Consider the following 13,791-nt stretch of genomic DNA (forward strand, 5'->3'; position numbering starts at 1 on the left):
CCGGCTTGGGGTCAGGCGGATTGGGTGGCGCGGGCGGGACGGCGGGCGGGGCGACGTTGAGCAGGCGGGTCAGCAGCGACATAGGGTCTATCCTCTCGGCTATGAGATGAAAAGGTATTCATATAAGAAACCGCACGAATCAGCAAAAGGATTCGCGGTGTTGGCAGAGATGTTTGGTGATCCGTCTCTCGCTAGGCTGAGGCTGCGGAGCAGGCTTTACAACGGTCTCCCTCATCCCCCCTTCTCCCGCTCGGCGAACGAAGGGCACTCCTGCGCTGGCAGATGGCGCGTGCGCTTACACCGGATCGCACCTGCGGAGCAGGGTTTGGCGAGGTGGGCGCGCCTCAGGCACTTTTGACCTTAAGCGGGCGACGGATGGCTCTCGGATACCAAAACGGCGCAGGCGGCGGGGTGGGTTCCTCGCGCACCGGCTTGGGGTCAGGCGGATTGGGTGGCGCGGGCGGGACGGCGGGCGGGGCGACGTTGAGCAGGCGGGTCAGCAGCGGCATAGGGTCTATCCTCTCGGCTATGAGATGAAAAGGTATTCATATAAGAAACCGCACGAATCGGCAAAAGGATGCGCGGTGTTGGCAGAGATGTTTGGTGATCGATACTTCTCTGAATCAAACTGGCGGAGCGGGCCGCGCAAAGGTGCATCTACCCCTCGAAGGATGAATACCCCTTTTTTTGCGAGCATGGTTTGGTAGCGCGGTTGTGGGCAAACAAGGTGGTAAGGCTGAGTGCAGTTGAAGCGGGTAAGAATGAGGCCTACTTCTATGTGTAATCCGCCTATCAACCCTCTTGACACCAACTCGCTAACCTGCTATATTCTTCTGTATAATTGAACATTTGTTCTTTTTTGTCCGCCACTATCTTCCAATGCAGAAAGGACACTTGCACCAATGGCTTCTCCCGACATCTTGCGCACCATTGAAGAACTGGCCGATGCACGCGATGCGCGCGCGGCGTTAGCTGCGGCGCACGATGCCAAGAAGGCGGACATCATGCGCCAAATTGCGGACGAATTGGCGGCGCTTGATGCCGAGTACGTACCGTTGCTGGCAGCCGCAGACGAGCAGATCAAGGCTTTGGAACAGGACATCCGCGCTGCAGTTCTCCAGCATGGCGCATCGGTGCGCGGCAGTCGTATACAAGCAGTCTATATCCGAGGGCGCACCACGTGGGATACGAAGGGGCTGATGCGCTATGCGATGCGTTATCCCGATGTCTTGACCTACCGCAAGGAGTCGGCGCCAATAGTGCAATTGCGGATGATTAAAGAGGTACCGATGCAAGCGGGGGTAGCGATATCGTAGGTCGCCGGTGCGAATGATGGACGGCTGTGGTGAGGGCAGTGCGTGCCCCCCGCCTGCGCGGCGCTGAGGCAGAGGCAGATCAGCGGTTTGATAAGGCGGCAGTCTGCCCCCCGCCTGCGCGGCGCTGCGTCGAGCCGTGATCTACGAAGTGCGAATCTTGCTGGGTTATGCCAAGATTGATCCGGTCGATGGCCCGAACCGGCTTTGGCAGAACCGGCGGATGCGCCGGGTGTGGCTAGAGTTTAGCACTAGCGATTGGATCGAGGCGCTGATCGATGATCAAGCCACATTGCCAGCGATCCCGGTAAACAACATTGCGACTGATGGTATCCGGATCGTGATTTTGGAGAGTTTGCCTCCAGCGCTGGCCGATGGGCGCGATTTTACGCCGATCAGCGAGGTGGAAGTGTTAGGAGTGGTGCGGTGAACGTGCATGCTATACTGTGCTGGGTGTTGGCGGCATGTACGCTCGTGCTGGCTGGATGCGGCAAGACTGCTGTCTCGGTAAGCCAGCAGTCTCTTCCAGTGGCGACAGTGGCGATAGTGATGTCTAGCCCGACGCCGTTCCCGCCAACCCGCACCCCGCGACCTAGCCCGACATCCCTGCCGACCCTAACATCCACGTTAGAGCCGACGCCGGTACCACCGACTGCCACGCCGGTCACGCTCACATACGTCTTCCCGGTGCGCGGCGAACGGATTGAGTATAGCCCTTACCATCACGACTATCCGGCGACCGACATCTTTTGCCCGGTTGGGAGTGAATTTGTAGCCCCAACGAGCGGCATCGTCGATTTTGTCAACCGAGTCGATCGCTGGAATCCGGCCACGAACCAGCCTGAGCATCGCGGCGGCTTGGCAGTCGCGATCATCGGTGATGACGGCTGGCGCTACTACGGCTCACATTTGTCGGCGGTTGCTGAAGGGATCGAGCCGGGGGTGCGGGTCGAGGCGGGGCAGGTCTTGGGATACACCGGTAACAGCGGCAATGCGCGTGGCACCCCGCCGCACCTGCATTTTGGCATCTCACGCCCGACAACGCCGGACGACTGGGCCGTGCGGCGCGGCGAGATCCCGCCGTTTGCGTACCTGCAAGCGTGGGAGCGGGGCGAGCTGCTGCGCCCGTAACCGTAGGCTGTGGGCAGGTGTTTTGAATAGACTATAGATTGCCACGGGTTGGACGGATGTGTACGGATCGGTGAAAATCCGTAGCACCTATACGAATTCGTATCCTAATTTGGCTGAATGGGATACATATTTTCACAATTGGGAACAGATGCACACGGATCAGTATCGCTCAGCCACTTGCCATAGTGTGATGGTGTTGCTGGACGCCGTTCGTGAGTTACGACCCAAGCTTCACAATCATCGGAATGAAGATCTGCGGCTGCGGCGCCTTGCTCCCGTCCGGTTCCACCACTCGCATCGGGAACGGACGGTAATCGGCAGCGCCGTCGCCGAGTTGGCCGGAGTTGTTGCAGTCCTAGCAGCGGACGGTGCCGTCAGTCAGCAGTGTGCAAGTATGCACACTATCCACCGCGATGGCCTTACTGGTGGGAGGGGGCCGTCTTGCCGTCGCCAAGTTGGCCGTAGTGGTTCCAACCCCGGCAATGACCATAGCGCTATCCGCTAGCCCGCAGGTATGATCATTGCCTGCAACCACTTGGGTAAATTCGATCCCCTGCGGCGCCGGCGGTTCGTTGAATGTCGCTGCTGTCGCGCGTGGTACGCGGATGGGCAATGTAGATGGCACGGCGAACGCGGCGAGGACGAGCGTGATCAACAGCAGAGCTGAGCATACCACTGGATGACGCATAGCGAACCTCCTCTCTCAGAACGTATGATCGAGCAACGAACGATGTGAAGACCTGTACTGGCGGGCGCTGCTCGACAGCGCCATTCAGCGCCTGTTCGTAGCGGCAGGCGGCTAGTTTGCCCAACTGATGCGTCATACCGGCATCTATTGAGGAATTTGGCAAGGATGTTCCTCCTATTGAATCGCCTTCGCGCAGCGTTGTCACTGTGATCGGGATAGTAACCGGCGCAGCGTTATCAGTCTTCAGGACTATGAAGTTGAGTTATGGTTAGGCATCTTGAGCAGCTTGGGTGGTGTCGGTATACCCGTGGATTCGACGATATTAGCGTTGGTGTTTTCAGAACAATCTGCGGTGATTGATTTTCGCGGCTGGCGGCAAATCTTTGGTGAAGAGAAGCGAACGTTCTCGATGGCTGATTACAAACGCCACCTGAGCGGTTAAACGTCTGGCGGCTGAGTTGGGGTGGCTGGTGCAAGAGGTTGATTTGGCGATGTGGGAGTATGATCGCAGTATGGATAAGAGATAGTGATGTTCAGAGAGTGTGGTAGTTTTACTACCGCACTCCGTAATGATGTTCGTTATGCAATAGAGTTGTGTTTCTGCATGACGCACTCTGTCGGTGGGGATTGTTGCGAGCAGGTTATAATCCCCCTAGTTATCCTTTTTTACGCGGTGTGGTCAGGTGTTCACGCTGATGATGAGCAGACTGAGAACGAGTGCGCTATACTATGTATCTATAATCGTGTACGTTGCCAACCAAATACCGTCGCGGTGACCCGTTAGCCCGGATGCTAGGGCGTAAAGGTGGAAGCTGGTGCAAGTCCAGCGCTGTGCCGCAACTGTAACCGGTCAGGATTGGCCGGAAGCCAGGACGCCTGCCGCGATGTGTCTGTTCAGCCCTTCTCGAGCTAAGGAGGACGGACATGCCCCGCGCGCCTTGAACGCGCTCTCGCGTTGACCCAGATCATGTTGCCCCGATCTCTGGAAGGAGATCGGGGTTTTTGCTTGTAGCGCGAAGCTGCACTGACTCTTATCTCCCTTAATCGCTCGTGCTGGGAGGTTGTTGGTTTGTTTGTCGTGAGCGCTGTGCCTGCTGTTGGCGTAGGCAGGAAAGGAGCGGGCCAATGTTGCAGTGTGATGTGCGCGATATTTGTGATGAATTGCATACGATCGAGCAGCGGCTTGCCGGCTACTGCCGTGATTTTGTCGAGCTGGTGAACCAGTCGCCATGTCTAGCACTGAGCTATATCGAGCGCATCGCTCATGATCGGGCGCGTATCTTGCACCTCGCCTTGCTATCGCGCGGTCTCAGCACCGATTACGAGCGTTGGGCCAAGACGTCAATGGATGAGCGGATGCGCCAGATCGGTTTCGACCGGTTTTCGCGCCGCAAGTTGCGCTATGTGCGCTGGGCCGGATTTAGTTGTGAATTGTCGGCTTTGCAACCATTCAACTCGACGTAGCTGACCTCAATAACTTGATAATGTGCCTTCACCAATGGCGAGAGGAATGAAGAGTATGCGCATTGTGTCATTGATGCCGCCGGCAACCGAGATAATCTGCCGTCTCGGTTTGGCCGATCTCTTGGTTGGCGTTTCCCATCTGTGCGATTTTCCTGCCGAGGTTGTCACCGGATTACCACGTGTGACCCGCTCGGCGATCCCTGCTAGCCTCTCGGTGGCAGAACTCGATTGGGTGTTGGCGACGCGCCTACGCCGGGGTGAGAATCTCTTTTCACTTGATGAAGCTGCGCTTATCACGCTCGCGCCTGATCTGATCATCACTCAAGACCTGTGCGATCTTGGTTTGCCTTCGTTTGACGAGGTATGCTCGCTGCGGCAGCGTTTGCCGGCTGATAGCCAGATCGTCTCGTTGGCGATGCCTGATCTCGATGACCTCTCTCACGATGTGATGGTCATCGCGGAAGCGGTAGGTTATCCTGAACGGGGCCGGCGGTTGTGCGACCAGATGCAGATGCAGTTAGCGCGGGTGCAGATGGCCAGCGCTGGCCGTCCGCGTCCGAAAGTGGTGGCGCTGGAGTGGCTCGACCCGCCGTTTACCGCTGGTCAGTGGGCAGCGGAGATTGTGCGGTTGGCCGGCGGGAATGAGTTGTTGAGCCGGGTGGATGGGCATTCGGTTCCGGTGAGCTGGAAACAGATACAAGCTGCGCAACCCGATGTGATCGTGTTACTGTTGGCCGGGCATACGGCCCAAGCCACCGAGCGGTATTGGCAGACCGCCAAACTGCCGTGCGAGGCGCGCGCGATCCCGGCTATCCGTGATCGGCGGGTTTACGCGCTTGATGCCCGCCCGCTCAGTATTCGCCCCACGCCGCGTATGGTCGATCTGGTCGAACGTCTGGCAACGCTCTTACCCCCAACTCGATTGACGGAGCAGTGTTATGCCTAAGTCACATCACGTCGAAACACGCATGGTCTTTCCCATTTTCCCCGCCGACACCAATCACTATGGCACGCTCTTCGGCGGGCAAGCGGTAGCGTGGATAGATCAAGCCGCTTTTGTCTGCGCCACCCGCTGGTGCCGGCGCAAAGTGGTGACGGTTCACCTGAGCGAAGTTAACTTTCGCCACCCGGTGCGTGAGGGATCGATCGTCGAATTGATTGCGCGTCTTGTCCGCACCGGGCGCAGCTCGATGCACATTTCAGTGGAGATGTGGTGGGAGCCGATGGATCACGAGGAGCGAGTGCTAGCTTGCCAAGCCGAATGTGTCTTGGTCGCGATTGGCGATGATGGGAAGCCGGTTCCTGTGCCGTCGCTAGATCCGGCGGCACTTGCCGGGCAGTGACAGAGCGGCGCTTTGCTATCATGGACGCTGCACCGGCGAGCTTGCGATAGGGATGAGGAGGGCCACTACGCAATGCCCCAAATGCCATACCGAACGATTGAGGCAGCGTTAGGATCCTCAGCCCGTTGCTGAAGGTGGTCAAAAAGGGCGATATACTGGCTGAGAGGATCGGTCTGGGCACGTCACTCAAAGTTCTGACATCAAGTCGTACTCTTTCTCATCGTGTGGGTATCTGGAGCTGTAGGTTGCCGAGTTGGAAAAGTTGAAGGCGTAACGTTCCGCTTGCGATCTCTTGCTAGCGCGCCGGCTAAGAGTGGCCGGCGCCGTGTTTTGCGAGGCAGCAGTGGTACAGGTTGCTTTACCCTGCCCGCCACATCGTCTACAACTTCCGATACCCAAGCGGTAAGCACGACGGTCAATGCCCTGCAAGTAGGCTGCGTGATCACACCCTACACCGACAGTACCAGCCGGAGATCGGTCGGTACGTGCGCGAGCAGACCAACGACTCGGCGGCGCGTGCGCTTTCGCGTGAAACAGGCGATAGCTTACGCTGGTGGTATCTAACGCGGGCCGGCATCCACGCCGAAGAGGGCGAGCATTCGTTCATCCAGCCCACTGCCGGTTGGTCACACTGCTTGGTCTATGCCTATATCTTGGGCGACGGGCGCAGCCAACTGCATCACTGATTCGACCGTCCGTGGGTGTGCGGCAATCTCAATTCAATCCAGCAACTTATCGCTACCATTCAGGCGCGGGATGATGAGAGTCTGCCGCTGCGGGTCTGGATGTCGCTGGTGTTGCGAGGATCATACGGTGTAGGACACGGATGAAGTCAATCCGTGTCCTACGCCCAAAGCGTCACGGCGCCTTCCCTTTCCACCGCCAACTTTCCATCAGCAAGGTCAAACCCACCAGCAAGAGCAAGCCGGGGAAAAAGAGGCGTGGCATGAGGAACAGCACTCCCAACCCAAACAGCCAGATTGCGTTGCGCATCCCAGCAGCGATGGAGCCGCGCTGGAAGTGAAAGATGAGTTGGGTAATGCCTAGCACCATCAGAATGTTTGGCCAGATCATGGGCGGCAACCGGAAGATGATCGGGATCAATAAAGCCGCCCCGATCAGCAATAAGGTGATGCCTAGTTCATGCTTGCCGCGCGCCGGCTTGGGTTGAGGAGCCGCTACGGTGCGCGCTTGCCCACTTCCCTGCATCGGTTCGCCGCAGAAGACGCAGAAACGGGCGTGGCGCGGATTGACAAAGTGGCAGTGCGGGCAGGTAATGGTTGTGGCATCGCTGCTCGGCAGTTGCACCGTTTCACCCGTCGCCACACGCACCGCTGTGCCACATTCGATGCAGAAGCGGGCGTCATCGGGTAGAGTGGTATTGCAGTGTGGGCAGTGCATAGCGCCCCCTTTCTGAGCCAATACGCAATAAACGATCGTTTGCGCAAGAAGATAGCGCTTCGTCGTTAGAATTGGATCGAACAATCTGACCGTCTCTGGTGGGGAGTGGGGCAGTGCAACTGCCGCACCCTCTTTACTATGACGCTGCTGCACAGGTTAGGGTTGCGCAAACTGGCGCAAGCAGGCCAACGCCTCGCGTTGCATACGTGCTGGCGCATCTTTAAGGGGCGGATCGCCGGTAGTGGCGCTGTACAGGTACGATTCGACGCCAAAGATAGCACAGCGCGCTGCCGGGGTGGGCGGCAGGCCGGGAGCGGTGGCGGCCTGCGTCGCAGCGGCGGCGCGGGCGGGGTCGGTTTGGATGCTGGAATCGGCCAGTAATTCGCGGCGGGCCGGTAACCGGCCCAGTGCTGCACTCAGCCGCAGTTGCACATCTGGTCGGTAGAGTATATGAACGATCGCCACTACATCCGCTTGCGTGGCCTGTCCGTCGCGGTGACGCATGAACAGGCTGCCGCCGATCAGCGGTCGGGCTGGATTGCCGTTGAACGCCGGCAACGGCGCGATCCCGATCTGGAAGGTGTCGCTGATAGCGCGGTAGGTGGGCCATGCCCAATCACCATCGATCGCATACGCCGCAAACCCTTGCGCCAGCAGCCGTTGGCCACGGGCATAACTGTCGCCGTTGCGCGGCGCCGCTTGGTACAGATCGCGCAACAACGTGATCGCATCCGTCATTGCCGGCGTGTCGAGCGTTGGCTCAGCGCCGTCGGGGGTGGTAAATGCGCCGCCAGCAGCGTAGAACCACGGCGCTAGCCAGCGCGCCGCCCCCCAACCCTGCACTAGACCGGCCCGCTCTGGTGTACGCGCCGCTCGTGACGCTGCTACGAGATCGACTGCCGTCGCCGGGGGAGTACGGTCGAGCTGGTAGAGGAGTAGCAGCATATCTTGCGCCATGACTGGCGCTCCCCAGAGCATATTATCGCTGCTAGCAATCGTGCGCAGGCCGGGCAAGAGGTCAGCCGGCAGCTCGATGCTAAGCGGCGCAAGCGCGTTATCAGCCAACAAGCCAACCAACGCCTCTTGATCGGCCCAGATCAGGTCAGGCGGCGGCAGGCCGAGCAGGCGATCGGTGGCGAGACTGAGCAACAGCCCGTCGGGGTCGCGAGGAATGATGGTTAATTGAATATCACTTGCTTGCGCTGCCGGTTGTAATTCGGCGGCAATCGCCGCTTGGGCGTCAGCCGGCTCGGCGACCCAGATCGTCAATTGGCGCGCCGCCGGGGTAGCCGTGGGGATTGGCGTTGCGGTAGGCATTGCGGTCGCCGTGGGCGCTGGGGGCACAGTTGGCGCTGCGGTCGCCGTGGGCGCTGGGGTTGGCGCAGGCACCGGTGCAGCGCAGGCGGCGCAGATCAACGCCGCGACGCCGATCAGCGCCGCGGCGCGGGCAATGCGAAGACTCACGGCACTATCCCTGCAAATGGGCTTCGAGGAACCAGAGATCCTTGTCGATGATGCGGGCGATCTCGGTCATCAGATCAGCGGTTGCCTGATCACCCATCTCGGCGGCGAAATCAATCGCTTGGCGCGTCGTCTTGCCGTAGGCGGCAAAGCGATCGGCCAAAGCTGCAACATGGGCCATGCCGTCGGTGATGTCGGTGGGGTATTCGGGCAAGCGCGACGCTGCAGCGGCGAGGCGCGCCGTACCCATTGCCATACCGCCAAGGGCCGTGACCCGTTCGGCCAATGCATCAACGAACCCGTTCAGCCGCCCGGCCAACTCATCAAACAGCTCGTGCAGCTCCATGAAATGCGGCCCTTTGACATTCCAGTGGGCCTGCTTGGCTTGGCTCATCAGATCAAACGTATCAGCCAGTTGCTGGTTGAGCATCGTGATCAGCGACCGCCGCCGCTCGAGCGGCAAATCGATCCGGGTGGCAAATTCCGTGGTCTGAGTCATTGGTTCCCTCCTTATCAGTCCATCCTAGCCAAACCGCCCAGTGCGGCTGGCTACAGCGATGACAGCAGGTGAGGGCGTCATCACGGTACTTTCATCATACCAAAGTCAGGCTAGTTATGCCAATACACGGTTGGTACAATAGCCAACATAACCTGCCGGCAATGCGCATGATAGGAGCATACCGATATGTGGCGATGGTTGGGCTTCACAGTGATTGGCGTCATCATGCTCTGCTCATTGTTGCCTGCGCAACCTGTGCAGGCCCAATACCGCATCTGCTTCGCCGAAGTGCCAGATTGCATTACAGGCCGATTTGCTGAGTACTGGCAGCAAAATGGCGGGTTACCGGTATTTGGTTTCCCGATTTCGCCTGCCCTGACGCAAGAGGTCGAAGGGCGTGCGCGGCTCGTGCAACTCTTCGAGCGCAATCGCTTTGAACTGCATCCCGAATTAGCGCGGCCTTATGATGTGCTACTCGGCCGGTTGGGTGATGATTTGTTGCAACGGCGGGGGATGCCGTGGCAAAGCGAACCGAAAGCGCCGGTGACGCAACAAGCCGGTTGTCGTTATTTCGCCGAGACCCAGCATCTCGTTTGTGATGCGTTTTTGCACTATTGGCAGGCGCACGGTCTTGAGTTTGACGGTAGGCGCGGGTTCAGCGAGGCGGAAAGCTTGGCGCTCTTTGGGTTGCCGTTGACTGAACCACGTATGGAGACCAATGCGTCGGGTGATACGGTGCTTACACAGTGGTTCGAGCGGGCGCGGTTTGAGTTGCATTCGCAGCTTGGGCCAGATGTGGTGTTGTTGGGCTTGCTTGGCCGCGAGGCCTTTGCGCCTCCGCCGGCGTTGCCTGCCTATTGGCTGGATCGGCTGAATGCCTACCGGGCGTTTGCCGGCTTGGCGCCGGTGCAGGAAGAGGCAGTGCTCAGCGATAACTGTTGGCAACACGCCCGCTATGTGGCTGAAAATAATCATCTGACCCATGATCAGAACCCTGCGCTGCCGTATGCCTCGCCGGCCGGGCAAATCTGCGCGCAGAAGGGGAATGTGTGGATAGGGTGGGGCTTCTCGTGGCAACCGGCCGCTGCGATTGATAGCTGGATGGAATCGGTCGGTCATCGCCTCTGGATGCTCTATCCAACCCTCCAGCGCACCGGCTTTGGTTTCTACTCAGTAGCCGATGGTGGGCGGAGCGCGGCAGCGCTCGATGTGTTGTCGTCTTTCGACGAAGGAATCAATTATACCGGCTGGCCGGTGTATTATCCGGGGGTGAACCAACAGGGTGTGCCAGCGGCCATCTACCCAATTACACTGCACTGGCGTTATTTCGGCAGTACGCCAACGGTCACTGCAACCGATCTGCGAGTTGTGGGCGGTACGGCATTGCCGCATACGGTTTCGACCGATTTGCCGGCTGGCCATAAGGGGATCGCGATTATGCCTGCCCAACCGTTACCGGCATCGGCTACGATTGAGGTGACGGTAGCCGGTAGCTACGATGGGCAACCGTTTAGCTATACGTGGCAGTTTCAGACAGGGCGGTGAGCGTCACTGGTCAGCGCGGTGTGATAACGTATGGAGGATGCGGCAGTCTCACTGCCGCACTCCAGACTGGGCACATTGCTTGGGGTAGGATCCGGCAGCGTGATCGCCTGCCGTACTCTCGTCAGAACATACGGTGTTTGTGATGCGTCTCTTTCCGATCATTATCTACCTACTGTTCGTCGTTGCGCTCGCTTCCGTCCAAGCCCAAGCCAACCCGGTGACAGTGTGGGTGCCGTGGGTGCAAGCTCCGCCGCCTACGGTGGCTGGTTATCTGGGCAGTAGGCAGGACGATACGCTGGTTGCGGCCGGCTTTACGCCTACCGGTGAACTGGTGCTGGCTGGGAATGTGCCGGCGCTGACTGGCGCGCCCGAGACGATCGTGCCGGGGGGCGGGTCTGGCGCGTTGATTAGGATTGCCGCCGATGGCCGGACGATCAGCGGGGTAGTGCGGGTCGCTGCAACGCTCAACCATGCGGCGCTTGCCAGTGATGGTAGCGCCGTTGCATGCGGGCTAGACGGGGTGATCGTGTTGGAACCTGATCTGGCGACGGTGCGGTGGCGGGCGACGCCGGGCGCGGTCGCGCGTTGCGCGATTGCCGCTGATGGCCGGGTAGCAGTGTTGCGAGCCGCCGATCGAACGGTACTGGTCTATCCACCAACCGGCGGCGCACCGTTGGCGATGACCGTGGCCGGCACTGCTGTCGCCGATATTGCGCTTGATGCGGCGAATGGGCTGGTCGTTGCCACCGGCTACACCCAAGCGGCTTCCGATCTGAAGGTGGCCTTTCTGCGCGCCTACCGTCTCACTGATGGCAGTGTGGCATGGCAGCGCTATGGTTTCAGCGCTGCGGCTGTCAAAGGGGTGAATCTGGCTGCTGATAGCGAAGGGCGGCGGGTAGCGCTAGGGGCTGACGGTCTGCTCTACTTCGCCGGCTATACCGATGGCGGTAATTCTATCTTTGGCCGCGATCCCGCCGATCTACACCGTGTCCTCAGCAATAGCGAGTTGATCACATTCGACCAATACAACAATCCGTTCAATCTCAGCGGTGCAAAATCGTTGGCGTGGTACGGCCGGTTCGATCCGGCGACCGGTGCGCTGCTGCGCGGGCAGTGGCTGCTCACTCGCCTGAGCGATGGCAAAGGCAATTCGATCACGATCCGGGCCTTGGCGGCGGCGGATGATGGGACGCTGCTGGTTGTGGGCGATACCGCTTGCTGTCTGCAAGGGCGCAGCACGATGCAACTCTGGGGCCAGACCCTTGGCAATTACGAGGGAGGTGAGCCGTTTGTGCTCGTTGTTAGTCCTGATTTTAGTCGAAGACAACTCTGGACGGCGCTCGCCGCACCGGGGGCGACGGCGGGCAGTTCGCCAGCGGTGGCGGCAGCGATAACCGGCGACCGGCTGGCGCTAGCGGTCAATCTGACGCCGAATACTGCTCATACGCGCGCATTGGTGACGGTAGGAAATCCGGCGTTTCCGGTCAGCAATGGCGGGCGCGAGGGTTACTATCTGCTGATGGCGCGGCCTTGATAGAGGGGGGAACGTCGCTGGTTGGCAGTTCGCCGCACCTTCGTAATTTATGGAGTGCGGCAGTCTCACTGCCGCACTCCATCCAACCGGTGCACCGGTGATGATCGTATCGTGGTACCATACCAGCGAGAGCCTTTGACCGGCAAGCTTAATGGAGTTGTATCGTGTCCACCGTTTCCGAAACCGCCATTGCCGAGATTCATCGGGTCGCTACGGCCATTCGCGCTCGCATCGGCCAGATCATCGTTGGCAAGGAAGCGATTATTGACCTCTTGCTGGCAGCATTGCTCTGTGAAGGGCATGTCTTGCTTGAAGATGTGCCCGGTACCGGCAAAACCACTCTCGCCCGCGCACTGGCAAGTGCGCTCGGCTGTACCTTTCAGCGCATCCAGTTCACCCCCGACCTGTTACCCTCTGACGTGACTGGTCTTTCATTTTATAACCAGAAGTTGGGCGAGTTTCAGTTTCGGCCCGGCCCGATCTTTGCTCAGATCGTGTTGACCGATGAAATCAACCGGGCGACGCCGCGCACCCAAAGCGCGCTGCTCGAAGCCATGCAAGAACGGACGGTCTCGATTGATGGCGAGACGCGCCTGCTGCCGCGCCCATTTCTGGTCATCGCCACCCAAAACCCGATTGAACTCGAAGGCACCTTCCCATTACCGGAAGCGCAACTAGATCGATTCTTGATCAAAGTGGCGATGGGTTATCCGAGTATGGAAGAAGAAGAAGAGATTGTGCGGCGTTCGTTATCACCGATAGCGGATGTTGTGCAGTCGCCGGTTGTAACTGCCGATACAGTGCGCGCTTTGCAAGCGGCAGTGCGTGGAGTAGCGCTCAGCTCGGCAGTGCGCCAGTATTTGGTAGCGATTGCCCGAGCCACCCGCGATCATCCCGATATTGAGCTAGGCGCTAGCCCGCGCGGTTCGCTAGCATTGGCCCATCTGGCCCAAGCGCGCGCGGCAATGGCTGGGCGCAGCTTTGTGTTGCCTGATGATGTCAAGGCGATGGTCGCACCGGCCCTTAACCACCGCCTGATCCTCACCGCTGAAGCGCGGCTGCGCGGGCAAACTGCGACAGTGATCCTCGAACGCATTCTTGCCCAAATCCCGGTGCCGGTAGAGGGAAGTTGATCCTCCCTCCGCCTGATCGGGATAATATTTACCGCAGAGGCGGACAGGCGTCCGGCGCTCTTTGCCTCTTCGCGGAGCCGGATAGGTGTCCGGGTTTATTGTGGTGTTGGGTTGTCCCCTTCCCAACCTCCCCATCCCCGGCCCCTCCCCGTTAGAGTTGGAGGGTACTTCTCCCTTTGAGGGAGAGGGTGAGAGTGGAGCATCGGTATTGCTCATCCAAATGACCTTGCGATCCTTGGCGGGCTTAGCGCCGTTGCGTTGAAAACTTTGCATTTTTGC

Annotated in this window: 14 protein-coding genes and 1 riboswitch; of the genes, 10 read left to right on the forward strand and 4 right to left on the reverse strand. The window is 59.4% G+C overall.

Annotated elements, in window-relative coordinates; translation table 11 throughout:
- Positions 1-902: 902 nt before the first annotated feature.
- From Q1A00_RS09100 to Q1A00_RS09110, 3 genes are all read left to right on the forward strand, one after another.
- Entirely contained in the window at positions 903-1,316 is a 414-nt protein-coding gene (locus tag Q1A00_RS09100) for a hypothetical protein (protein ID WP_298403473.1), read from the forward strand.
- Positions 1,317-1,452: 136 nt separating this feature from the next.
- A complete protein-coding gene (locus tag Q1A00_RS09105; protein ID WP_299756394.1) occupies positions 1,453-1,743 on the forward strand; it encodes a hypothetical protein in 291 nt (96 codons plus the stop codon).
- Complete coding sequence (locus Q1A00_RS09110) at positions 1,740-2,444, forward strand: M23 family metallopeptidase (protein WP_298403468.1); 705 nt, start codon at positions 1,740-1,742, stop codon at positions 2,442-2,444. The genes Q1A00_RS09105 and Q1A00_RS09110 overlap by 4 nt, the downstream gene beginning before the upstream one ends.
- Positions 2,445-2,799: 355 nt before the next feature.
- On the opposite strand, the gene Q1A00_RS09115 is transcribed toward Q1A00_RS09110, so the two are convergent.
- Positions 2,800-3,132, reverse strand: a complete 333-nt coding sequence (locus Q1A00_RS09115) for a hypothetical protein (RefSeq protein WP_298403466.1) — start codon at positions 3,130-3,132, stop codon at positions 2,800-2,802.
- 753 nt (positions 3,133-3,885) lie between these two features.
- Positions 3,886-4,031, forward strand: a riboswitch (cobalamin riboswitch).
- 226 nt (positions 4,032-4,257) lie between these two features.
- Between Q1A00_RS09115 and Q1A00_RS09120 the strand changes: the two genes are divergently transcribed.
- The 4 genes from Q1A00_RS09120 to Q1A00_RS09135 all read left to right on the forward strand — a co-directional run bounded on the left by Q1A00_RS09120 (position 4,258) and on the right by Q1A00_RS09135 (position 6,625).
- Positions 4,258-4,596, forward strand: coding sequence for a hypothetical protein (locus Q1A00_RS09120; RefSeq protein WP_299645164.1), 339 nt, complete (start codon positions 4,258-4,260; stop codon positions 4,594-4,596).
- A gap of 55 nt (positions 4,597-4,651) precedes the next feature.
- The gene (locus Q1A00_RS09125; RefSeq protein ID WP_298403461.1) at positions 4,652-5,542 is read left to right on the forward strand and encodes an ABC transporter substrate-binding protein; all 891 of its coding nucleotides are present in this window, start codon (positions 4,652-4,654) and stop codon (positions 5,540-5,542) included.
- Positions 5,535-5,939 carry an acyl-CoA thioesterase gene (locus tag Q1A00_RS09130; RefSeq protein WP_299645165.1) on the forward strand — a complete coding sequence of 135 codons (405 nt, stop codon included), beginning with the start codon at positions 5,535-5,537 and terminating at the stop codon, positions 5,937-5,939. Before Q1A00_RS09125 ends, Q1A00_RS09130 begins: the two co-directional genes overlap by 8 nt.
- A 485-nt stretch (positions 5,940-6,424) precedes the next feature.
- Entirely contained in the window at positions 6,425-6,625 is a 201-nt protein-coding gene (locus Q1A00_RS09135; RefSeq protein WP_298403456.1) for a hypothetical protein, read from the forward strand.
- 172 nt (positions 6,626-6,797) lie between these two features.
- Here Q1A00_RS09135 and Q1A00_RS09140 read toward each other — a convergent pair whose 3' ends face one another.
- The 3 genes from Q1A00_RS09140 to dps all read right to left on the reverse strand — a co-directional run bounded on the left by Q1A00_RS09140 (position 6,798) and on the right by dps (position 9,300).
- Entirely contained in the window at positions 6,798-7,340 is a 543-nt protein-coding gene (locus Q1A00_RS09140; protein WP_298403454.1) for a zinc ribbon domain-containing protein, read from the reverse strand.
- A gap of 156 nt (positions 7,341-7,496) precedes the next feature.
- Positions 7,497-8,804 (reverse strand): extracellular solute-binding protein, encoded by a 1,308-nt coding sequence (locus Q1A00_RS09145; protein ID WP_298403451.1) that lies wholly within the window; start codon positions 8,802-8,804, stop codon positions 7,497-7,499.
- Between the two features lie 4 nt (positions 8,805-8,808).
- The gene (gene dps / locus Q1A00_RS09150) at positions 8,809-9,300 is read right to left on the reverse strand and encodes a DNA starvation/stationary phase protection protein Dps (RefSeq protein WP_298403448.1); all 492 of its coding nucleotides are present in this window, start codon (positions 9,298-9,300) and stop codon (positions 8,809-8,811) included.
- Between the two features lie 186 nt (positions 9,301-9,486).
- Between dps and Q1A00_RS09155 the strand changes: the two genes are divergently transcribed.
- The 3 genes from Q1A00_RS09155 (at position 9,487) to Q1A00_RS09165 (ending at position 13,512) form a co-directional block, all read left to right on the forward strand.
- Complete coding sequence (locus Q1A00_RS09155; protein ID WP_299756403.1) at positions 9,487-10,845, forward strand: CAP domain-containing protein; 1,359 nt, start codon at positions 9,487-9,489, stop codon at positions 10,843-10,845.
- Between the two features lie 142 nt (positions 10,846-10,987).
- A complete protein-coding gene (locus Q1A00_RS09160; RefSeq protein WP_298403442.1) occupies positions 10,988-12,379 on the forward strand; it encodes a hypothetical protein in 1,392 nt (463 codons plus the stop codon).
- A gap of 164 nt (positions 12,380-12,543) precedes the next feature.
- Entirely contained in the window at positions 12,544-13,512 is a 969-nt protein-coding gene (locus tag Q1A00_RS09165; RefSeq protein WP_298490387.1) for a MoxR family ATPase, read from the forward strand.
- Positions 13,513-13,791: the final 279 nt, after the last annotated feature.

This window comes from uncultured Chloroflexus sp. (assembly GCF_938091255.1).
Lineage (GTDB): Bacteria > Chloroflexota > Chloroflexia > Chloroflexales > Chloroflexaceae > Chloroflexus.

Coding starts and splice junctions, on each gene's coding strand:
- Q1A00_RS09130 (WP_299645165.1), top strand. CDS start 5,535: ATGCCTAAGTCACATCACGTCGAAACACGCATGGTCTTTCCCATTTTC.
- Q1A00_RS09160 (WP_298403442.1), top strand. CDS start 10,988: ATGCGTCTCTTTCCGATCATTATCTACCTACTGTTCGTCGTTGCGCTC.
- dps (WP_298403448.1), bottom strand. CDS start 9,300: ATGACTCAGACCACGGAATTTGCCACCCGGATCGATTTGCCGCTCGAG.
- Q1A00_RS09120 (WP_299645164.1), top strand. CDS start 4,258: ATGTTGCAGTGTGATGTGCGCGATATTTGTGATGAATTGCATACGATC.
- Q1A00_RS09125 (WP_298403461.1), top strand. CDS start 4,652: ATGCGCATTGTGTCATTGATGCCGCCGGCAACCGAGATAATCTGCCGT.
- Q1A00_RS09115 (WP_298403466.1), bottom strand. CDS start 3,132: ATGCGTCATCCAGTGGTATGCTCAGCTCTGCTGTTGATCACGCTCGTC.
- Q1A00_RS09100 (WP_298403473.1), top strand. CDS start 903: ATGGCTTCTCCCGACATCTTGCGCACCATTGAAGAACTGGCCGATGCA.
- Q1A00_RS09140 (WP_298403454.1), bottom strand. CDS start 7,340: ATGCACTGCCCACACTGCAATACCACTCTACCCGATGACGCCCGCTTC.
- Q1A00_RS09155 (WP_299756403.1), top strand. CDS start 9,487: ATGTGGCGATGGTTGGGCTTCACAGTGATTGGCGTCATCATGCTCTGC.